We start from the raw sequence: 20,197 nt of genomic DNA, 5'->3' as shown, positions 1-20,197 counted from the left end.
CTCCCCTCAGGAGCACTCTCATGAAGCTCGCCAGAGCTGGCGCGTTCCTCGGCACCCTCGCCGTCGCGACGTCCGCGTCCGTCTTCTTCGCCGCTCCCGCCTTCGCGCACACGCCGAAGCTCACCCCCGGGTGCGAGGGTGAGAAGAGCATCCTGACCGTGGAGCTCAAGGACTACGTCAAGCACAACACGAAGAAGAACTCGGTCACCGTCTCGATCGACGGCGAGGTGGTCGACACCGCCGAGTTCGACAAGAAGTTCGACAAGAAGACCTACTCCAAGTCGAGCGCCGAGCCGGTGATCTTCACCGTCGACATCAAGGCGTGGGACGACGTGGACGGCAGCAAGGGCTACACGAAGGTCGAGACCCGCGAGGTCCCGTCCTGCGTCGAGGAGGAGGAGCCCCCGGTCGAGCAGCCGCCTGCCGAGGAGCCCCCCGCGGAGGAGCCGCCGGCCGAGCAGCCGCCCGCCGAGCAGCCGCCGGCGCAGGAGTCCTCCGTGGCCGTGTCGCCGACCACGACGGTCGCCCCGACCTCGGTCGTGCCGATCGCCGCCGAGGAGACCCCGCTGGCCAACACCGGCGCCAGCATCGCGATCCCGCTGGTGATCGGCGTGGTCCTGCTGGGTGGCGGCGCCGCGCTGCTGATCATGCAGCGCAGGCGTGCGGCCCGCGACTGACGCACTGAGGCGCTGACGCGCCGACCCGAACGCCGAAAGGCCCGGTCCTCCCGCTGCCGCCGGGGAGACCGGGCCTTTTCGCGTGCCGGCGGGGGAACCCGGGTCCTGCCGCGGGCACGCGAAAGCGGCACCGGCGGGATCACCGGCGTCGCGACGAACGGCAGCCCGGCCGCGGCGGGGTCCGGGGGTTCGCGGGCTAGACCCGGAAGACCTTCGGGCCGAGCAGGGAGTAGCGGTGCGCCTCGGCCGCGGGCAGCGCCGAGTCGGTGACGATCGCCTCCAGGTCCGCGACCCGCGCGAAGCGGTGGAAGCTCGACACCCCGAACCTGGAGTGCACGCCGACGAAGATCCGCCGGCGGGCCGACGCCAGCGCCTGCGCCTTGACCGCGCCCACCGCCGGGTCGGGGGTGGTGAGGCCCTGCTCGCGCGAGATGCCGTTCGCCCCGAGGTAGGCGAGGTCGATCACCATGTCCGCGAGCATCCGGATGGCCCAGTGGTCCACGGCGGCCAGGGTGAGGCCCCGCACCCGGCCGCCCAGCAGCAGGACCGTGGTCGAGGGCACCTCGGACAGGGCCGCCGCGGTGGGCAGCGACGCGGTGACCACGGTCAGCGGCCGACCGGTGGGCAGGCTCTCGGCGACGAGCTGCGGTGTGTGGCCCTCGTCGATGAAGACCGTCTCCGCGTCGCCCAACCGCTCCGCGGCGGCGCGGGCGATCCGCCGCTTCTCCGGCACCATCGAGTGGGTCCGGAACTTCAGGCCGGTCTCGTAGCCGGCGCTCTCCACCGGGAACGCGCCGCCGTGCGTGCGGCGGACCAGGCCGTGCTCGTCGAGCGCCCGCAGGTCGCGGCGCACGGTCTCCTGGGCCACCCGCAGCTCGACCGCGATCTCCGCCACGTCCACCCGGCCGTCGGCGCGTGCTCGGGCCAGGATGCGGCGCTTGCGCTCGTCCGCCCGCACGTCCCACCTCCTGTTGCCTGTTCGGGCCGCCGCTGTCCGGTCGGGCCGTGCATTCGGGCCAACACCACCATGAGAGCGTGACCAGCGGCACATCGTGACGCGTGTTGACCGGGTTGCGCCCGGTTTTCGTGACCGAACCCACACCGGTGGGTGAATTTCCGGTCGATCCCGGTCCGATTCGTGCGCGTTCCGGGTTCCGGGTTCCGAGAACATGAGGCCCCGTCCACCTCGCGGGCGAACGGGGCTCGTGCTCCGGGACTCCCGGGTTGTGGCTCCGGGGTCGTCCGGGGTTCTTCGGGGTCGTGCCGCTCAGTGGGCGGCGGCCAGCACCGGGTAGTCGGTGTAGCCCTTCTCGGTGCCGCCGAAGAAGGTGGACTGGTCCGGGGCGTTGAACGGGCCGCCGCTCGCCAGGCGGGCGGGCAGGTCCGGGTTCGCCAGGAACAGGGCGCCGAACGCCAGGGCGTCCGCGGTGCCGTCCTCCACCAGGTGGAGCTCGTCCACGCCGGTCACGCCGTCCGGGGTGTGCGGGTTGAGGATCAGCGCGCCGGAGAAGCGCTCGCGCAGCTCCAGGGTGAGCGGGCGCTCGTCCTGCTCGGCGATGTGCAGGTAGGCCAGGCCCAGCGGGTTGATCGCGTCGACCAGCGCCGGGTACACCTGCCCGTGGTCGTCCTCGGCGATGTCGTTGTACCGGTTGGCCGGGGAGATCCGCAGGCCGACGCGGTGCGCGCCGATCGCCTCGGCGGTCGCGCGGGCCACCTCGACCGCGAAGCGGATCCGGTTCTCCACCGGGCCGCCCCACTCGTCGGTGCGCCGGTTGGAGTTGCCGGACAGGAACTGGTGCAGCAGGTAGCCGTTGGCGCCGTGCAGCTCGATGCCGTCGAACCCGGCCGCCACGGCGTTGCGGGCGGCGGCGGCGAAGTCCGCCACCGTGGCCTCGACCTCGACGCCGGTCAGCTCGACCGGGGTGGGGAAGTCCACCATGCCGCCGCCGGTGAACAGCTTGCCCGCCGGCCGCACCGCGGAGGGGCCCACCGGGTGCAGGCCGTCGGGCAGCACGCTCGGGTGCCCGATGCGGCCGGCGTGCATGAGCTGGGCGAAGATCCGGCCGCCCGCCCCGTGCACCGCGTCGGTGACCACGCGCCAGGCCGCCACCTGCTCGTCGCTGTGCAGGCCCGGCGTGTTCGGGTAGCCCTGGCCCACCGCGGACGGCTGGATGCCCTCGGTGACGATCAGGCCGGCGCTCGCGCGCTGCGCGTAGTACTCGGCCGTCGCGCGGGTCGGCAGGGTTCCGGGCGCCCGGCTGCGGGTCATCGGCGCCATGACGATGCGGTTGGCGAGCTCGGTGCCCGCCAGGTCGAACGGCTCGAACGCGGTGCTCATCGCGGTCCCCTCCGGATAGCCCATTTACCTGTCCGAACAGCTAACCGGAAGCGAAGTATTCCCCACTACGTCATGTGTCAGCGATCACAACGGGGCCGGAGTACCCTGTCGACATGTCTGACAACGACCAAATCCGCACGTCAATCCCCGTGCCGGGGGCCGCGGTGGACGGTCGGATCAGCCACTCCATCTTCCGCGTGGCCCGCCTGCACCGGATGCTCGCGGGTCAGCTGCTCAGGCAGGCGGGGCTGCACCCCGGCCAGGAGCTGGTGATGATGCACCTGTGGGACCACGGGCCGCGGCGGCAGTCCGAGCTGTGCTGCGTGCTGGACACCGACTCGGCCACCATGACGCGGACCGTGCAGCGGCTGGAGCGCGCCGGGTTCGTGCGCCGCGTGCCCGACCCGGACGACGGCCGCGCCACGCTGGTGGAGCCGTCGACGGCGAGCCAGGCGCTGCGCCGCGAGGTGGAGCGCGTGTGGCGGGAGCTGGAGGAGGCGACCGTCGACGGCATGGACGAGCGGGAGCGGGCCGAGGCGGCGCGGGTGCTCGGCCGGCTGGAGTGCAACCTGGTGAAGCGGACCGGGAAGGCCGGTCCGGGGGCGGGCGCCCCCGGACCGGCCACCTGCTGAGGGCACCCGGCGGGGAATCCCCGGGGTGCTACCGGGAACCGCTCAGCGCGTGCGGCGCAGCCAGGCGGCGGTGTCCGGCGGCAGCGCCCCGTCGGCCAGGGGGCCGCTGGTCAGCAGCACCCCGTCGTGCTCCGGCAGGGCCACCGGCTCGGCGGACAGGTTGAGCACGCAGGCGAAGTCGTCGCCCCGGGCGAACGCGACCACCCCCGGACCGAGGTCCAGCCACGCCATCGGCCCGTCGCCCAGCGCCCGCTCGGCGTGCCGCAGCCCGAGCACGTTCCGGTAGTGCGCCAGCATCGAGTCCGGGTCCCCGGTCTGCGCGGCCACCGACAGCGACCCCCAGTGCGCCGGCCGCGGCAGCCACGTCGCGCCGTCGTCGCCCCACGGGATCGGCACGCGGCAACCGTCCCGACCGCGGTCGGTGTGGTCCGAGCGCTCCCACACCGGGTCCTCCCGCAGCTCGTCCGGCAGGTCGTCGACCTCCTCCAGGCCCAGTTCCTCGCCCTGGTAGACGTAGACGCAGCCGGGCAGCGCGGTGGTCAGCATGATCGCCGCCCGCGCCCGCTTCGCGCCCAGCTCCAGGTCGGTCGGGGTGAGGTGCTGGCGGCGGCCGAAGTCGAACGAGGTGTCCGCGCGGCCCATCCGCGACACGTGCCGGGTCACGTCGTGGTTGGACAGCACCCAGGTGGGCGGCGCGCCCACCGGCGCGTGCGCGGCCAGCGTCGCGTCGATCACCCGGCGCAGCTCGGTCGGGTCCCACGGGCAGCACAGGAAGTCGAAGTTGAACGCCGAGTGCAGCTCGTCCTGCCGCAGGTAGAGGGCGAACCGCGCCGGGTCGGGCAGCCACATCTCCCCCACGAACACCCGGTCGTCCGGGTACTCGTCCAGCACCCGCCGCCAGGAGCGGTAGATCTCGTGCACGCCGTCCTGGTCGGAGTACGGGGTCTCGGCGTCCGGCCGGGAGAAGTCCTTGACCAGGCCGTCGGCCACGTCGATGCGGAAGCCGTCGATGCCGCGGTCCAGCCAGAACCGCAGGATCGACTCGAACTCGGCCCGGACCTCGGGGTTGGTCCAGTTCAGGTCCGGCTGCTCGGGGCTGTAGAGGTGGAGGTACCAGCTCTTGCCGTCGGGGGTGCGGCTCCACGCCGGCCCGCCGAAGCGGGACCGCCAGTCGTTCGGCGGCTCGTCGCCCTCGTGGAACCAGAACCGGTCGCGGCCCCGGCCCGCCAGGGCCTCCTGGAACCACGGGTGCCGGTCGGAGCAGTGGTTGGGGACGATGTCGATGATCACCCGCAGGCCCACGGCGTGGGCCTCGCCGATCAGCTTCTCCGCCTCGACGAGCGTGCCGAACACCGGTTCGATGTCGCGGTAGTCGGCGACGTCGTAGCCGCCGTCGGCCATCGGGGAGGGGTACCACGGGCTGAGCCAGATCGCGTCCACACCCAGCTCGGCGAGGTAGGGGAGCTTCTGGCGGAGTCCCGCCAGGTCCCCGACCCCGTCGCCGTTGCCGTCGGCGAAGCTGCGCGGGTACACCTGGTAGATGGCCGCACCTCGCCACCAGTTCATGTGGATCCCTCCCTCGGTGATGGGCCCCGGGTGACGGGGTCCCTTCGGTACTGGCAGGCCCCACGTGGGTGTCGGCCGGCCCGCACGGGTGCGGGACCGGCCTCACGCGGGCGTCGGGTCGGCCTGGCCCGGGTGTCCGGGTCACCCCTTCACGCTGCCCGCGGTGAGACCCGCGAGCACGTGCCGCTGGAACACCAGGAACAGACCGATCATCGGCAGGCTGGAGAGCACGAGCCCCGCCAGCAGCAGGTTGACCGGGGTGTCGGGGGCGAAGCGCTGGAGCGCCACGCTGAGCGTCTGCTGCGTCGGGTCCGAGAACACCAGCAGCGGCCAGATGAAGTCCTTCCACGCGGCCACCACGGCGAAGATGGACACGACCGCCAGGATCGGCCTGGACAGCGGCAGCACGACCCGCCACAGCATGGTGAGCTGGTTCGCGCCGTCGATCCGGGCCGCCTCCAGCACCTCCACCGGCAACTGGTCGAAGAACCGCTTGAGCAGGAACACCGTGAAGGCGTTCGCCGCGCCCAGCAGCCACAGCGCGGCCGGGTTGTTGAGCAGGCCCAGGTCGGCGATGGTCATGTAGGTGGGGACCAGCAGCACCGCGGCGGGCATCATCAGGGTCACCAGCATCGCGCCGAGGATCCCCCGGCCCAGCACCGGCTTGAGCCGGGACAGCGCGTAGGCGGCGGGCACGTCGACGGCGAGCTGCACCGCCCACACGCCCACCGCGACCACGATCGTGTTCCAGAAGTAGGCGCCCAGGTCCATCAGGTCCCACGCCTCCGCGTAGGTGCCCGGGGTCCAGGTGTCCGGCAGCACGGTCGGTGGCACGCGGGCCAGCTCGACGGCCGGTTTCATGGCGGAGACGACGACCCAGAGCAGGGGCACGACGAAGACCGCGGTGAGCACGACCGCGGTGACGACGAGCGCGATGGTGTAGCCGGTGCGCGACCGCCCCGGCGCGATGAGCGTCCTCACGCGTCCGCCTTCCGCGTCACCCGCAGGTACAGCGCGGTGAACGCGCCGAGCACCAGCAGCAGCAACAGGCTCAGGGCACTCGCGGTGCCGAAGTCGTTGTAGTAGAAGGCGTAGCGGTAGAGCAGGAGCAGGACGGTGACGGTGGAGTCGTCGGGGCCGCCGCTGGTCATCACGTAGGGCTCGGTGAACACCTGCATGGTCGCGACGACCTGGAGCAGGAGCAGCACCAGCAGCACGAAGCGGGTCTGCGGGACGGTGACGTGCCACAGCCTGCGCAGCACGCCCGCGCCGTCCAGCTCGGCCGCCTCGTACAGGTCGCCCGGGATGCTCTGGAGGGCGGCCAGGTAGACGAGCGTGGCGGTGCCCAGGTTCGCCCAGGTCGCCACGATCACCAGGGACAGCATCGAGGTGTCGGAGCTGTCCAGCCACGACAGGCCCTCCAGCCCGAGCCCGCGCAACGCGGTGTTGAGCAGGCCCGGACCGGGGTCGTACATCCACTTCCAGATCAGCGCGGCGACCACGGGCGGCAGCATCACCGGCAGGTACACGACCAGCCGGAAGTACGCCTTGAAGTGCCGGAGCTCGTTGAGCACCACCGCGAGCAGGAACGGCACGACGAAGCCGAAGACCAGCGCCAGCGCGGTGAACAGCAGGGTGTTGCGCCACGCCGTGGCGAACAGGGGGTCGGCGAAGAGGCGTTCGAAGTTCTCCCAGCCGACCCAGACGGGGTCGTTGACGAAGTCGACCTGCTGGAAGCCCAGCACGGCCCCGCGCGCGATCGGGTACCAGGAGAACACCGCGAAGCAGACCAGGGCGGCGGCCAGGAACCCGTACGCGGTCAGGTTCTCCGCGACGCGGCGGCGCATCACTTGACCTGCGAGAGGACGTTGTTCACCTTGGCCTCGGCGTCCGCCAGCAGCTGGTCGACGTCCGCGTCGGACTTGGTGAGCACGGCCTGCATGACGTTGTCGAGCACCGCGTAGACCTGCTGGGCGTTCGGCGGCTCGATGAGGCCCTCGGGCTTGACGTCCACGTAGGACTGGAAGTTCTCGACCGGGACGGTGGCCATGCTCTTCTTGAGCTGGTCCTGCTTGGCGGCGATGTCGCCGGTCCAGATGTCGGCGGCCGGCGGGACCGGCAGGCCGATGGGCTGGCCCTGGTCCTTGTAGCGCTGGAGGTTCTTCTCGATGCGGTCCGGGTTGAGGTACTTCCAGGCCACCCACTCGAGGCCGGCGCGGATCTTCTCCGGCGACGCCTTGGGGTTGACCATGTAGCCCTCGCCGCCGATGAGCGTGCCCTCGCCCTCGGGGATGGAGGTCAGGCCGTAGTCGGCGTAGTCGCCGTCGAACTGGTTGACCAGGGTGGGGACGTTGTCCGGCGCGGCGATGTACATGCCGAGCTGGCCGGCGCCCATCATCTGCTGGACGTCCTCGATGACCAGCAGCTGCTTCTCACCCATGCTGTTGTCGGTCCAGCGCATGTCCCTGAGGTGGTTCAGGACTTCCTTCCCCTGGGCGTTGTTGAAGTCCGCGACCCACTTGTCGCCGTCCTGGCGGGCGATGCGGCCGCCCACGGAGTACATCCAGGCGGTGAAGTGCCAGCCGCCCTGGTTGTCGCGGCTGTACTCGGCGAAGCCGACCTCGTTGCCGGGCATGTCCGCGATCTTCTTGGCGGCCTGCCGGACGTCGTCCCAGGTCTTCGGCGGCTGGTCGGGGTCCAGGCCGGCCTGGGTGAACAGCTTGCGGCTGTAGACCAGGCCCATGGAGTAGTTGGCGGTGGGGACGCCGTAGACCTTGCCGTCCGCGCTGAACACGTCGCGGAGCTCCTGGCGGATCGCGCCGTAGTTCGGCACGTCCTCGACGTACTCGGTGATGTCGGCCGCCTGGCGGCGGGCGATGAGGTTCGCCGGGTCGGTGAAGTAGGCGTAGTAGACGTCTTCGAGCTGGCCACCCGCCAGCTTCGCGGAGAACGTCTGGGGGTCCATGAACCCCTCGCGCGGCTCGATGTCGATGTCGGGGTTGGCCGCTTCGAACTCCGCGACGTCCTCGTCGAAGACCTTGCGGTCGAACGCCTGGGTCTGCGGCGGCTGGCCGTTGACGACGAGCGTGACCTTGCCGTTGGAGGCTCCCTGGTCGTCGCCCTGGGAACAGGCCGTGGCTGCGGTGAGGCTCAGGCTGCCTGCCAGCAGCAACCCCGCCGCTCTGCGGAGGTTGGGTGAGTTCATGTCGGCGGACCCTCCTCGGGTGTGGTGTGGCGCACACGGTAGGTCTACCTGACACATATCCGCAAGATGTCTACTTCATTCCGCAACTTCACGACACAGGTTCGTAAGCCTGCTGGCTCGGGTTGACAGCCCCGCTCAAGCGAGAGCGCTCCCATGGAGGTGCGCGCATCGTCCCGGTACCTCCCGGTTCCGCGAGTCGTACGTTTGGGCCGGTCGTGTCGTACGTTCAGGACCGGTGAGTCGTACGTTCGCGTTGGGCGAGTCGTACGTTCAGGACCGGTGAGTCGTACGTTCAGGACGGCCGAGTTTCACGGTTGGGGCCGGTGGGGTTCACGTTTGACGTGGGGTGGTTCGGCGTTCGGGGTGCGCGTTGGGGTGCGCGAGTCGAACGTTCGGGACTGTCGTGTCGAACGTTCGGGGCGGGTGAGTCGAACGTTCGGGGCGGGTGAGTCGAACGTTCAGGACCGTCGTGTCGAACGTTCGGGAGGGGTGAGTTCTGCGCTCGGGTGCGGGAGGGCTGGGATTGGGGAGCCCTGGGTGCCTGGTTGCGAAGGGTCTCGATTTGACATGGGGCCCTTACGAGTACCGGAGGCAGGCCGCAGCCGGCAGGCACGGCGGGGGAAAGCGTCCCGCCGAGCCTGCAGGCTCCGACCAGCCCATGGCACTCGAACCCATGTCAAATCGGGACCCGTTGCTGGTGGCGGGTCCGATGAGGTGCTGTGGGAGGTGCTGGGGGTGCTGGGGGTGGGTGGGTGCTGCGGGGGCGGCGGGAGCTGGGCGCTGAGTGCCTGGGGTGGTGCTGTCAGCGGGGGGCCGGGGCGGTGGAGGAGCGGACCACCAGTTCTGGTTCGAAGAGGAGTTCTTCGTCGGGGACCGCTGTGCCGGCGATCTGGTTCGCCAGGAGTTCCACGGCTGCGCGGCCCATGGCTTCGATGGGTTGGCGGACGGTGGTCAGCGGGGGTTCGGTGCAGGTCATGAAGGCTGAGTCGTCGTAGCCGACGATCGAGATGTCGTTCGGGACTTTCAGGCCCTGGCGGCGGACTGCTCGGACCGCGCCCAGGGCCAGGGGGTCGGAGGCGCAGACGATGGCGGTGACGCCCTTGTTCAGGAGGCGGGTCGCGGCTGCCTGGCCTCCTTCCAGGGAGAACATGGCGTGTTCTTCGAAGAGTTCCGCGTTGGCGTTCTCGGCGCAGGTGGTGAGGGCGGTCAGCTTGCGGCGGGACGGGACGTGGTCGGTGGGGCCCAGGACGGCGCCGATGCGGGTGTGGCCCAGGGCCAGGAGGTGGCCGAACGCCTGTTCCACGGCTACCGCGTCGTCGCAGGAGACCCTGGGGAAACCGAGGTCGTCTATGGCGGCGTTCATGAGCACGGCCGGGAGCTTGCGGCGGGTCATCTGGCGGTAGTGGTCGTGGGAGGCGTCCGCCTGGGCGTACTGGCCGCCGGCGAAGACGACGCCGGAGACGTGCTGTTCCAGGAGCAGTTCGAGGTAGTCCGCCTCGGAGACGCCGCCGGCGGTCCTGGTGCACAGGACCGGGGTGAAGCCGCGCTGGGCCAGGGCGTTGCCGACCACGTCGGCGAAGGCGGGGAAGATCGGGTTCTGGAGCTCCGGCAGGACCAGGCCGACCAGGCGGGCCCGTTCGCCGCGCAGCTGCGTGGGCCGCTCGTACCCCAGCACGTCCAGCGCGGTGAGCACGGCCGACCTGGTGGCGTCGGAGACGCCGGGCTTGCCGTTGAGCACGCGGCTGACCGTCGCCTCGCTCACTCCTACTTTCGCGGCCACTTCTGCCAACCGACGTTGCGTCATGTAGCAACTATAGGGCAGGATTTACGCTTGGCTTGCGGTGGTTTGCGCGCGTTTGCGAGACCGGCGGTTTTGCCGCCCCACCGGGGCCCGCTGGGGTACAACTCCACTGTGAAGCGGTGGGTGGTGGCCTTGGCGGTGCTCGGGGTGGCGGGCTGCGGCACGCCGGTGGCGGGCCGGGCGGTGCCGGGCGAGCTCCCCGCCGCGCCGGACACGGGGGTCGTGCGCTGGGTGAACAACTTCTGCGCGGTGGCCGACTACATGATCGCTTCGGGCGGTGTCCAGTTCGACCCGCCCACCGGGGACCCGACGCAGGCCAAGAAGGCCGTCAGCGAGTCGCTGGGGCGGGTGGTGGACGTGTTGAACGTCGTCCTGCACGACCTCGACGAGCTGACGCCCGCGCCCGAGCCCGCCGCCGACACGGCGGTCGAGGTCATCCGCGAGCCGCTGGGGCGGGCGCGTGACGAGTTCGCCAAGGCCAAGTCGACCGTGGACGGGGCGCCCGAGCTGACCGTCGAGGTGTACTCCTCCGCCATCCAGGACATGACCGAGGCCGTCGCGGTGATGAACGACGCGGTCGAGAAGATGGGTGTCGTCTCGCTCCCCGACGACTACCGGGACGCCGCCGGGCACGCGGAGAACTGCGCCTAACCGCACATGTGCGGTCTGATCGCGGGGTGACCGCAAATCTGGGGGCGGTGCCCCCATGTGCGGCCGGTTCGGCGCGTGCCACCTTGAGCAGCGTGTTCTCGTCCGCCGTAGACCGGCCCCCCACCGCCTGGTGGCAGAGCGGCGTCCGCGAGAACCCCCACGAACCGGTCGCCCCTCGTGGGCGGCCCTCATGGGCCGCGTTCGTGGAACGCGCCTCCGCGACCGCGGCCCGTGCAGACTTCCCCGGCGGGAGCTGGGACGAGGCGTTCGCGTTCGCCCTGCGCCCGCTGGTGCGCGCCGCGGTGGCCCGCGACCGGCGGCTGGGCGCCGACTTCGCCCGGTCGCTGGGCGGGCGGCTCGCCCGGATCGCCGCCCGGACCCTGGTGCTGGAGCTGAACCTGGAGCGGGTCGCCGGCCGGCTCTCCGGCGACACGCCGCAGGCCCGGTTCGCCGCCTTCGTCGGCCAGGTGGACCTGACCGCCCTGTTCGCCAAGTACCCGGTGCTCGCGCGGCTGCTCGGGCAAGCCTGCCTGCACGCGGTCGAGGCGCACACCGAGCTGCTGGACCGCTTCACCGAGGACCGCCACGAGATCGTCCGCGCGCTGCTGGACGGCCGCGACCCGGGTGCGGTCGCGCACGTGGAGATCGGGCGGGGCGACCCGCACGCGCGGGGCCGGTCGGTGGCCGTGCTGACCTTCGCCGACGGGCGCCGCGTCGTCTACAAGCCCCGGTCGGTGGCGCTGCACCGGGAGTTCGTCGACCTGCTGGCGTGGTTCGACGGGCACGCCCGGGTGGGGCTGCGGCTGCCGCGCGTGGTGACGCGGTCCGGGCACGGGTGGCTGGAGTTCGTCGAGCACGCGCCGTGCGCGGACGTCGCCGAGGTGGGCCGGTTCTACCACCGGCTGGGCGCGCTGACCGCCCTGCTCTACGTCGTCGACAGCACCGACATGCACTACGAGAACCTGATCGCGGCCGGTGACCAGCCGGTGCTGGTGGACGTGGAGACGCTGTTCCACCCCGAGACCGGCGTGCCGGCGGACCCGGCGGTGCGGTCGCTGGCCCGGTCCGTGCACCGCACCGCCGTGCTGCCGCTGGTGCTGCTGGGCGAGCACGGCGCGCTGGACGTGGGCGGCGTCGGCGGCGACCGCGGCTTCCCCGTCGACGGCGTGGCCTGGCTGCACGCCGGCACCGACCGGATGCGGCTGGTGCGCAGGCCCACCCCCCTGGCGCCCGCGCACAACCGGCCCGTGCTCGACGGCGTGGAGGCCGAGCCCGCCGACTACCTGGGCGCGCTGCTGGCCGGGTTCCGGATCGGCTACGACGCGCTCTGCGACCACCGCGACGAGCTGCTGGGCACGCTGGGCCGCTTCGCGGACCTGCCGGTGCGGTTCGTGCCCAGGATGACCAACCTGTACGCGACGCTGCTGGACGAGTCGACCCACCCGGACGCGCTGCGCGGCGCGGACGACCGGGAGGACGTGCTGCGGCTGCTGTGGGACGACTCCGCCGACTCGGACGTGCTGCGGGCGCTCGTGCCGCACGAGGTGACCGACCTGTGGGCGGGCGACGTGCCGCTGTTCACCACCCGGCCGGACAGCCGGGACGCGTGGAGCGCGCGGGGCGAGCGGCTGCCCGACCTGCTGCCGGTGTCCGGCCTGGACGCGGTGGTGGCCAAGGTCTCGGCGCTGGACGAGGTCGACAAGCACCACCAGCAGTGGCTGATCACCGCCGCGCTGGCGGGCCGGCCGCGCCCCGTGGAGCACCGCACCGGGCAGGTGCTGCCGGCCCCGCTGGAGGCGGGCGTGCCGGACCCGCAGCGGCTGCTCGTGGCCGCGTGCGGGGTCGCCGACGAGGTGCTGGCGCACGCCGCCACGGCACCCGGCCGGGTGAACTGGGTCGGCCTGGAGCTGGTCGACGACCGGCACTGGGCGGTGTCGGCCATGGGCGCGGGCCTGTCCAACGGCTACACCGGCGTCGCGCTGTTCCTGGCGCAGCTGGGCCGGCTCACCGGCGCCGACCGCTACCTGGAGTTCGCCCGCGAGGCGCTCACCCCGGTCCCGGCCCTGCTCGACGCGTTCGCCCGGGACGACGAGCTGGCGGTCACCGTGGGCAGCGGCGCGTTCCACGGCCTGGGCGGCATCTGCTACGCCCTGGCCCGGCTGGCGAACCTGCTGGACGACGCGGAGATCACCGGCTGGCTGCGCACCGCGCTGGAGGTGACGGCGGGGGTCGAGGCCGGCGGCGAGGACCCCGCCAACCTGGTCGAGGGCTGGGCCGGCGGCCTGGGCGCGATGATGGCGGTGCGGGCCGAGAGCGGCCTGGCCGCGGCCGACGCGCTGGCCCGCGCCTACGCCGACCGGCTGCTCACCGCCACGCCGGGCGGCGACGGCTTCGCCCGCGGCCGGGCGGGCGTCGGCTGGGCGCTGCTGCGCTACGCGCGGGTCAGCCGCGAGCAGCGGTACGGTGTGGCCGGGCGGGCGAACCTGCGTGCCGACCAGGCGCTCAAGCAGCGGCTGCTCGACGTGGCGGAGGCCGACCACAGCTGGTGCTCCGGCCTGGCCGGTGCCGTGCTGGCGCACGCCGCGCACCCCGACCAGCCGGTCGACACCCACACCCTGCACCTCGACCGGTGCCTGAACGCCCTGGCGGTGCACGACCCCTTGCGAGACCTGAGCCTGTGCCACGGCGAACTGGGCGTGGTCGAGGCGCTGACCGTGCTCGCCGAACGCGGGCACGCCCTGGCCTCGGCCATGCAGACCCGGCGCGCCGGCCTGGTCCTCGGCGCCCTGGACCAGTACGGGGCCCGCTGCGGCACCCCGGGCGGCGTGTCGTCGGCCGGGCTGCTCACCGGCCTCTCGGGCATCGGGTACGGCCTGCTCCGCCTCGGATTCCCCGGGCAGGTGCCTTCCGTGCTCCTGCTCGACACCCCGCACCACCCCGACCCACACGAGGAGAACACCCGATGAGCAACGCCGGCCACGACGCGGTCACCACCTGGGACGAGGCCCAGGACGGCGACCACCCCGCCGGGGACATGGCGCTGTCCCGCAAGAGCCGGGTCGGTGGCCGCGCCCGGGCCCTGGCCGGCATGGCCCTCGCCGTCGGCGCCTACGCGGTGGTCACCGCGAGCGCCGCCAGCGGGACCGTGAGCGCACCCGTCATCAACGGGTAGCCCGTCCCGCCGGACCGCCGAACTGCCCGCCCACACTGGGGGTGCGGGCAGTTTGGCGTGCGGTAGTTCGGCTTGGCTAAGGTTCGCCCCATGCACACCCGCGCGCCGGTCGTGGTCGGCCGCGACGAAGAACTCCGGGTACTCGAACGGGTACTGTCCGACGCCGTCGACCGCCGTGGCCGCACCGTGTTCCTCGTCGGGGAGCCGGGCATCGGCAAGACCCGGCTGGCGCGCTTCGCCGCCGGCGCCGCGTTCGACCGCGGGATGCGGGTGCTGCGGGGCCGCGGCAGCACGATCGGCCCGATCGTGCCGTTCCGGCCGCTGGCCGAGGCGCTGATGTCGCTGCTGCGCGCCGGTGACGGCCCCGACCTGCGCGAACTCGGCCCGTACCAGGCGGTGCTGGGCCGGCTGGTGCCGGAGTGGGGCGTCGAGGAGCAGCCGCGGCAGGGGCACTCCGTGGTGGTGCTCGCCGAGGCGGTGCTGCGGCTGCTGGCCCTGGTCGGCCGGGACCGGCCGTGCCTGGTGGTGCTGGAGGACCTGCACGACGCGGACGCGGAGACGCTGGCGGTCGTCGACTACCTGGCCGACAACCTCGACGAGGTGCCCGCCGCGCTGCTGGTGACCGCCCGCGCGGACCCCGGACCGACGCTGGACGTGGTGCGCCTGGCCGCGCAGCGGGAGGCGGGCGCGCTGCTGGAGCTGCGCCGGTTGGACGAGCCGCGGGTGCGCCGACTGGCCGCGCTGTGCCTGGAGGTCGCCGACGACGAGGTGCCCGGCGAGGTCGTGGACCGGCTGTGGGCGGACAGCGCGGGCAACCCGTTCATCGTCGAGGAGATCCTCCACGGCCTGGTCAACAGCGGTCAGCTGGTGCGCGGCCCGGCCGGGTGGCAGGTGCTGGGCGAGCTGCGCATCGACGTGCCGACCGCGCTGGTGCGGGCGATCGCGCACCGCACCGACCGGCTCGGCCCGCAGGGGCGCGAGCTGCTGTCGACGGCCGCGGTGCTGGGCCACCGGTTCCCGCTGTCGGTGCTGCGCCGGGTGACCGGCATGGACGACCGGGGGATGCTGGCCCACCTGCACGCGGGCGTCGCCGCGCAGCTGGTGACGCCGGACGAGCCGGTGCCCGACTGGTACGCGTTCCGGCACCCGCTGACCGCCGAGGCGCTGCTGGCCCAGCTGCCGCCGCCGCACCGGGCCGAGCTGAGCCGCCGCACCGCCGACGCCGTGCAGGAGCTGCACCCCGGCCTGCCCGGCGAGTGGTGCGCGCTGGTGGCGTCGCTGCGGTTGGACGCGGGGCAGCACGCGGAGGCGGGCGTGCTGCTGGCCGAGGCGGGCCGGCGGGCGCTGGACGACGGCGCGGCCGGGTCGGCGGTGCGGTTGCTCGACCACGCGCACCGGCTGCTGGCCAGCCAGGTGGACGTGGAGATCCGGGCCGACGTGCTGGACTCGCTGCTGCCCGCGCTGGGCGAGGCGGGCCGGTTCGAGCGGGCGTTCGCGCTGGTGGACACGCTGGCCGAGCTGAGCGCGGCGGGCCTGCCGCGGGTGCGCCGGGCCGAGCTGCACACCAAGCTCGCCCAGGTGGCCAACACCGCGGGCCGGTGGACCGAGAGCGCGGTGCACGTGGACACGGCGCGCGCGCTGCTCGGCCCGGAGCCCGACGACGAGCACCTGGCGCGGCTCGACGCGGTGGCGGCCCTGATGACGCTGCACCTGAAGGTGCCGGACCGGATCGCGACGGCCGAGTTCCTGGCCCGGCGCGCGGCCGACGCGGCCAAGCGCGTGCCGCTGCCCGAGGTGGGCTGCGAGACGTGGCAGCTGCTGGGCGTGCTGGCGCGCGACCGCGACCTGGGCCTGGCCACCGAGTGCTTCAGCCGGGCGCGCGAGCTGGCCGAGGAGCACGGGCTGATCATCCAGCGGGTGTGGGCGCTGCTGCGGCAGGCGGGCCTGGAGTGGCTGGCCGACGGGTCGGCGACGGGGCTGGTCGAGGTGCACGAGGAGGCGCTGCGGGTCGGCGCGATCAGCCTGGCCTACAACGCGGACTGCATCCTCGGGTTGGACGCCGTGCTGCGCGGGGAGTACGACGGCGCGGCGGAGGAGCTGGCGCGGACCGTCGCGGACACCCGGCGGTTGCAGCTCAAGCACCTGACCCTGTACGGGCTGATGGCGCAGGCCACCGCGGCGGCGCACCAGGGCAGGCGGGCCGAGATGGACGCCGCGATCGAGGCGTTCGACGAGGTCGGCGGGGTCGGCTCGCAGGAGCGGCCGCTGTGCTACGGCCTGGCGCGGGCGTTCTGCGCGCTGCTGGAGGAGGACCGGGCGGCGGCCGAGCGGGACCTGGCGCGGGCGCTGGCCCACGAGGAGGAGACGCCGACCGTCTACCACCTGTCCGGGCGGCACGGGCTCCAGCTGCTGCTCGACGCGCTGTCCGGGCGGCTCGACCAGGACGCCTACCGCGCGGCGACGCGGCCCGCGGCGGCCGGGATGCGCTGGAACCGGGTGTTCGGGCAGCTCGCGCTGGCGGTGCTGGCGGGTCGCGCGGGGCGGGAGGCCGAGGCCGCGCAGGCGGTGCGGGCGGCCCGGGACGCGGCGTCGATCTACCCGCTGGCCCGGCACCTGGGCCTGCGGCTGGTGGCGGAGGCGGCGGTGGCGGACGGCTGGGGCGAGCCGGTGGCGTGGCTGCGGCCGACCGAGGAGTTCTTCCACCAGGCCGGGCACGCGGCGGTGGCCGGCGCGTGCCGCGCGCTGCTGCGGCAGGCCGGGGCCACCGTGCCGCAGCGGCGGACCGGGTCGGACCAGGTGCCGGGGGAGCTGCGGGAGCGGGGCGTGACGGTGCGCGAGTTCGAGGTGTTCCGGCTGCTGGCGGGGCGGCTGGGGAACAAGGCGATCGCGACCAGGCTGCACATCTCGCCGCGCACGGTGGAGAAGCACGTGGCGAGCCTGATCACCAAGACCGGCCGGTCCGACCGGGAGGAGCTCAGCGCGTTCGCGGCGGCGCTGGGACCCGCCGTCCGGCCCTGGTGAGGTCCCGACGGGGTCCGCTAGACCTGGTGTGGTGAGAATCCTGCTGGTGGTGGCGTTGACCGCGGTCCTCGGTGGCGGGACGGCGCAGGCGTCGCCCCCGACGCCGCCGGACACGACGCACGGGCCGTGCGGCTACACGAGGACGCCGGACGAGCCCGCCGCCCGGCCGGTCCCCCTGCCGCCCGACCCGCGGCGCACGCCGGACCGCGGCCACCCCGGGGTGCTGCTGAAGACGAACCGGGGTCCGGTGCCGGTGGTGCTGGACCGGGCGCAGGCGCCCTGCACGGTGCAGAGCTTCCTGCACCTGGTGCGCAGGGGCTTCTACGACGCGACCACGTGCCACCGGTTGACGGCGTACCCGACGCTGAAGGTGCTCCAGTGCGGCGACCCGTCGGGCACGGGCGAGGGCGGTCCCGGCTACCGGTACCGGGACGAGCTGCCCACCACGCTGCCGCCGGCGCCGAACGACCCGACCGGCCTGCGGCGGACCTACCCGCGCGGCACGCTGGCCATGGCGAACGCGGGGCCGGACACGAACGGGAGCCAGTTCTTCCTGGTCACGTCGGACTCGGTGCTGCGGCCCGACTACGCGGTGTTCGGCCGGGTGACCGAGGCCGGGCTGGCGACGCTGGACCGGATCGCGGCGGGCGGGGTCGTCGGCGGCGGGGTGGACGGCGCGCCGGCGCTGACCGCGGACGTCGAGCGGGCCAAGCGGTTCCGCTGAGGCAACTCCGCCGGGGCAACTCCGCCGGGGCAACTCCGATCGGGCAACTCCGCCGGGGCGCTACCGGGCGGGCGCGGTCACCCGGAGGTCGGCGTTCCAGTCGGTGAACCGGTGCAGGGTGCGCTGGAAGACGTTCTCGTCCAGCGTCTTCATCACCTGCTCCACCCTCACCGGCAGGTCGCCGGGCCCCACCCACACCGTCGCCGTCGCGGTGAAGCCCGACTCGTAGGCCGCCATGAGCTGCGCGCGGCGGGTGGTGCCGGTCGTCCGGTCCGCCTGCCGCCGCAGGTCGACGAGCATGGTGTAGCGGTGCGTCGGCACGCCGTCCAGGTCCACGTCGTCCCGCGACACGACCAGGCTGCCCGCCAGCGACCGCACCACCGCGGCCGGGTCGACCTCGTCCGGCAGGCCGGCCACCGTGGTGTCCGCCCGCACCGGCGCCCGGTCGGCCAGCTCATGCCGGGTCCAGGCGCCGCCGGGGCCGCGCGACCACCCCGCGTCGGCCAGCACGACCACGTCGGTCGCGGAGTCGGTCAGCGACACCAGCCTGCCCTCGCGGGCGCGCACCAGGTCGCCGTTCAGCCCCACGTCGAGCCCGGACATGGTGGTCTCCGCGTCGAACCGGACCGAGCGCTGCTCGTCGGCGCGTGCCCCGACCAGGGCGACCAGCGCGGCGCTGTCGTCCAGGACCGGGCCCAGCGTCGGTTCCGGCAGGCCGGTCCGCTCCGCGCAGCCCGACAGCACCGCGGCCAGCACGAACGCGACTGCTGCCCTGCGCATGGTCCTCCCCGGGAGCGGTGTGGTCCCGCCATCCTCCCCCACGCGCCCCGGGTCGTGGGCGCGAACCCGCGAAGTGCCTGCACTACCGTCGGCGCCATGCCTCACGTGCTCTCCGTCAACCTCGGTTCCCGCGTCGCGTTCGAGGACTCGGACACCGGTCACACCGGCATCGGCAAGCGCCCCGTCCCCACCCCCGTCGAGGTCCGCGCGCCCGGTCCCCGGGGCGTGGGCGGCAGCGGCCTGGTCGGGGACCACATCTCGGACCTGCGCCACCACGGCGGCGACGACCAGGCGGTGTACGCCTACGCGCGGGAGGACCTGGACGCCTGGGCGGAGGAGCTGGGCCACGAGGTGCCGCCGGGGCTGTTCGGGGAGAACCTGACCACGGTGGGCCTGGACGTGTCCGGCGCGCGGCTGGGCGAGCGCTGGCGGGTGGGCGGGACGCTGCTCCAGGTGACCTACCCGCGCGTGCCGTGCCGGACGTTCGCCCGGGTGATGGAGCGGCGCGGCTGGGTGAAGACCTTCACCCAGCGCGCGCTGCCCGGGGCGTACCTGCGGGTGCTGGAGCCCGGCACGGTCACGGCGGGGGACGAGGTCGTGGTCGAGCACCGGCCCGACCACGACGTCACGATCGCCCACGCGTTCCGCGCGGTGCTGTCCGAGCCCGAGCTGCTGCCCGGCCTGCTGGCGGCGGGCGACGACCTGCCGGACAAGCTGCGGCGCAAGGTCGCGCGGCGGCTGCCCCGCCCCGCCTAGCGGTTCAGGCCAGGGCGGACAGCTTCTCGAACGCCTCCGGCGCCAGCTCGACGCCCGCCGCCGCGGTGTTCTCCTCCAGGTGCGCGAGGGACGAGGTGCCGGGGATCGGCAGCACGACCGGCGACCGTCGCAGCAGCCACGCCAGCGCGAGCTGGGCGGGCGTGGCCCCGTACTCCGCGGCCGCCGCGTCCAGCACGCCGCCGGGGCGGGCGAGGTCGCCGGTCGCCACCGGGAACCACGGGATGAACGCGATGCCGTTCGCCTCGCAGTGCTCCAGCACGTCCTCGTGGCCGCGGTTGGCCAGGTTGTAGAGGTTCTGCACGCTGACGACCGGCACGACGGCCCGCGCGGCGCGGACCTGGTCGACGCCGACCTCGGACAGGCCGATGTGCCGGATCTTGCCCTCGTCCCGCAGCTCGCCCAGCACGCCGACCTGGTCCTCCAGCGGCACCTCGGGGTCGACGCGGTGCAGCTGGTAGAGGTCGATGCGCTCGACGCCCAGGCGCACCAGGCTGGTCTCCACCGCCTGCCGCAGGTAGGCGGGCCTGCCCAGCGGGACCCACTGGTCCGGGCCGGTCCGCAGCAGGCCGCCCTTGGTGGCGATGACCAGGTCGTCCGCGTACGGGTGCAGCGCCCGTTTGATCAACTCCTCGTTGACGTGCGGGCCGTAGGAGTCCGCGGTGTCGATGAAGGTGGTGCCGAGCTCGACCGCGCGGCGCAGCACGGCGACCGCGTTGTCGCGGTCCGCCGGGTGGCCCCAGATGCCCTGCCCGGTCAACCGCATGGCGCCGAAGCCCAGGCGGTTGACCGTCAGGTCGCCGCCGATCGTGGTGGTGCCGGCCAACTGTGGTGCTCCTCGTTCGTCGGAAACGAT

The 20,197-nt window shown here is 73.4% G+C and carries 17 protein-coding genes; 8 read left to right on the top strand and 9 right to left on the bottom strand.

Annotated features, from left to right (window positions below):
* The first annotated feature begins 20 nt into the window (after positions 1-20).
* On the top strand, positions 21-677 hold the full coding sequence (locus Q5530_RS22385) for an LPXTG cell wall anchor domain-containing protein (protein WP_415364737.1): 657 nt from the start codon (positions 21-23) through the stop codon (positions 675-677).
* Positions 678-873: 196 nt separating this feature from the next.
* On the opposite strand, the gene Q5530_RS22380 is transcribed toward Q5530_RS22385, so the two are convergent.
* Both Q5530_RS22380 and Q5530_RS22375 read right to left on the bottom strand, forming a co-directional pair.
* A complete protein-coding gene (locus Q5530_RS22380; RefSeq protein WP_415364736.1) occupies positions 874-1,635 on the bottom strand; it encodes a DeoR/GlpR family DNA-binding transcription regulator in 762 nt (253 codons plus the stop codon).
* Between the two features lie 309 nt (positions 1,636-1,944).
* Positions 1,945-3,015: an alkene reductase gene (locus Q5530_RS22375; protein ID WP_415364735.1), complete on the bottom strand. Its 1,071-nt coding sequence runs from the start codon at positions 3,013-3,015 to the stop codon at positions 1,945-1,947.
* Between the two features lie 113 nt (positions 3,016-3,128).
* On the opposite strand from Q5530_RS22375, the gene Q5530_RS22370 reads away from it, so the two are divergent.
* On the top strand, positions 3,129-3,647 hold the full coding sequence (locus tag Q5530_RS22370; RefSeq protein ID WP_415364734.1) for a MarR family winged helix-turn-helix transcriptional regulator: 519 nt from the start codon (positions 3,129-3,131) through the stop codon (positions 3,645-3,647).
* Between the two features lie 42 nt (positions 3,648-3,689).
* Here Q5530_RS22370 and Q5530_RS22365 read toward each other — a convergent pair whose 3' ends face one another.
* From Q5530_RS22365 to Q5530_RS22345, 5 genes are all read right to left on the bottom strand, one after another.
* Positions 3,690-5,213 carry a glycoside hydrolase family 13 protein gene (locus Q5530_RS22365; protein WP_415364733.1) on the bottom strand — a complete coding sequence of 508 codons (1,524 nt, stop codon included), beginning with the start codon at positions 5,211-5,213 and terminating at the stop codon, positions 3,690-3,692.
* Positions 5,214-5,354: 141 nt separating this feature from the next.
* Positions 5,355-6,194, bottom strand: a complete 840-nt coding sequence (locus Q5530_RS22360) for a carbohydrate ABC transporter permease (protein ID WP_415364732.1) — start codon at positions 6,192-6,194, stop codon at positions 5,355-5,357.
* Positions 6,191-7,060: a carbohydrate ABC transporter permease gene (locus Q5530_RS22355; protein WP_380633023.1), complete on the bottom strand. Its 870-nt coding sequence runs from the start codon at positions 7,058-7,060 to the stop codon at positions 6,191-6,193. Before Q5530_RS22355 ends, Q5530_RS22360 begins: the two co-directional genes overlap by 4 nt.
* Positions 7,060-8,418, bottom strand: coding sequence for an ABC transporter substrate-binding protein (locus Q5530_RS22350; RefSeq protein WP_415364731.1), 1,359 nt, complete (start codon positions 8,416-8,418; stop codon positions 7,060-7,062). The genes Q5530_RS22355 and Q5530_RS22350 overlap by 1 nt, the downstream gene beginning before the upstream one ends.
* A gap of 802 nt (positions 8,419-9,220) precedes the next feature.
* The gene (locus Q5530_RS22345) at positions 9,221-10,222 is read right to left on the bottom strand and encodes a LacI family DNA-binding transcriptional regulator (RefSeq protein WP_380633019.1); all 1,002 of its coding nucleotides are present in this window, start codon (positions 10,220-10,222) and stop codon (positions 9,221-9,223) included.
* A gap of 108 nt (positions 10,223-10,330) precedes the next feature.
* Here Q5530_RS22345 and Q5530_RS22340 point away from each other — a divergent pair, with 108 nt between their 5' ends.
* From Q5530_RS22340 to Q5530_RS22320, 5 genes are all read left to right on the top strand, one after another.
* On the top strand, positions 10,331-10,870 hold the full coding sequence (locus Q5530_RS22340; RefSeq protein WP_415364730.1) for a hypothetical protein: 540 nt from the start codon (positions 10,331-10,333) through the stop codon (positions 10,868-10,870).
* A gap of 203 nt (positions 10,871-11,073) precedes the next feature.
* Positions 11,074-13,836: a type 2 lanthipeptide synthetase LanM family protein gene (locus Q5530_RS22335; protein ID WP_415364729.1), complete on the top strand. Its 2,763-nt coding sequence runs from the start codon at positions 11,074-11,076 to the stop codon at positions 13,834-13,836.
* A complete protein-coding gene (locus Q5530_RS22330; RefSeq protein WP_380633014.1) occupies positions 13,833-14,042 on the top strand; it encodes a hypothetical protein in 210 nt (69 codons plus the stop codon). Before Q5530_RS22335 ends, Q5530_RS22330 begins: the two co-directional genes overlap by 4 nt.
* Positions 14,043-14,132: 90 nt before the next feature.
* Positions 14,133-17,063 carry an AAA family ATPase gene (locus tag Q5530_RS22325; protein ID WP_415364728.1) on the top strand — a complete coding sequence of 977 codons (2,931 nt, stop codon included), beginning with the start codon at positions 14,133-14,135 and terminating at the stop codon, positions 17,061-17,063.
* Positions 17,064-17,094: 31 nt separating this feature from the next.
* On the top strand, positions 17,095-17,787 hold the full coding sequence (locus Q5530_RS22320; RefSeq protein WP_415364727.1) for a peptidylprolyl isomerase: 693 nt from the start codon (positions 17,095-17,097) through the stop codon (positions 17,785-17,787).
* A 60-nt stretch (positions 17,788-17,847) separates the two neighbouring features.
* Here Q5530_RS22320 and Q5530_RS22315 read toward each other — a convergent pair whose 3' ends face one another.
* Positions 17,848-18,567 carry a hypothetical protein gene (locus Q5530_RS22315; RefSeq protein WP_415364726.1) on the bottom strand — a complete coding sequence of 240 codons (720 nt, stop codon included), beginning with the start codon at positions 18,565-18,567 and terminating at the stop codon, positions 17,848-17,850.
* Positions 18,568-18,663: 96 nt separating this feature from the next.
* Here Q5530_RS22315 and Q5530_RS22310 point away from each other — a divergent pair, with 96 nt between their 5' ends.
* Complete coding sequence (locus tag Q5530_RS22310; RefSeq protein ID WP_415364725.1) at positions 18,664-19,323, top strand: MOSC domain-containing protein; 660 nt, start codon at positions 18,664-18,666, stop codon at positions 19,321-19,323.
* 4 nt (positions 19,324-19,327) lie between these two features.
* On the opposite strand, the gene Q5530_RS22305 is transcribed toward Q5530_RS22310, so the two are convergent.
* Entirely contained in the window at positions 19,328-20,167 is an 840-nt protein-coding gene (locus Q5530_RS22305; RefSeq protein WP_415364724.1) for an aldo/keto reductase, read from the bottom strand.
* Positions 20,168-20,197: the final 30 nt, after the last annotated feature.

Source organism: Saccharothrix sp. BKS2, from assembly GCF_047689505.1.
GTDB classification, from domain to species: domain Bacteria; phylum Actinomycetota; class Actinomycetes; order Mycobacteriales; family Pseudonocardiaceae; genus Actinosynnema; species Actinosynnema lopnurensis.
This window is presented reverse-complemented; position numbering and strand designations above follow the sequence as displayed.

Excerpts from the sequence above, each read along its gene's own strand:
- Q5530_RS22355 (WP_380633023.1), bottom strand. The coding sequence starts at position 7,060 with ATGCGCCGCCGCGTCGCGGAGAACCTGACCGCGTACGGGTTCCTGGCC.
- Q5530_RS22375 (WP_415364735.1), bottom strand. The coding sequence starts at position 3,015 with ATGAGCACCGCGTTCGAGCCGTTCGACCTGGCGGGCACCGAGCTCGCC.
- Q5530_RS22345 (WP_380633019.1), bottom strand. The coding sequence starts at position 10,222 with ATGACGCAACGTCGGTTGGCAGAAGTGGCCGCGAAAGTAGGAGTGAGC.
- Q5530_RS22350 (WP_415364731.1), bottom strand. The coding sequence starts at position 8,418 with ATGAACTCACCCAACCTCCGCAGAGCGGCGGGGTTGCTGCTGGCAGGC.
- Q5530_RS22365 (WP_415364733.1), bottom strand. The coding sequence starts at position 5,213 with ATGAACTGGTGGCGAGGTGCGGCCATCTACCAGGTGTACCCGCGCAGC.
- Q5530_RS22370 (WP_415364734.1), top strand. The coding sequence starts at position 3,129 with ATGTCTGACAACGACCAAATCCGCACGTCAATCCCCGTGCCGGGGGCC.
- Q5530_RS22315 (WP_415364726.1), bottom strand. The coding sequence starts at position 18,567 with ATGCGCAGGGCAGCAGTCGCGTTCGTGCTGGCCGCGGTGCTGTCGGGC.
- Q5530_RS22325 (WP_415364728.1), top strand. The coding sequence starts at position 14,133 with ATGCACACCCGCGCGCCGGTCGTGGTCGGCCGCGACGAAGAACTCCGG.
- Q5530_RS22310 (WP_415364725.1), top strand. The coding sequence starts at position 18,664 with ATGCCTCACGTGCTCTCCGTCAACCTCGGTTCCCGCGTCGCGTTCGAG.
- Q5530_RS22385 (WP_415364737.1), top strand. The coding sequence starts at position 21 with ATGAAGCTCGCCAGAGCTGGCGCGTTCCTCGGCACCCTCGCCGTCGCG.
- Q5530_RS22330 (WP_380633014.1), top strand. The coding sequence starts at position 13,833 with ATGAGCAACGCCGGCCACGACGCGGTCACCACCTGGGACGAGGCCCAG.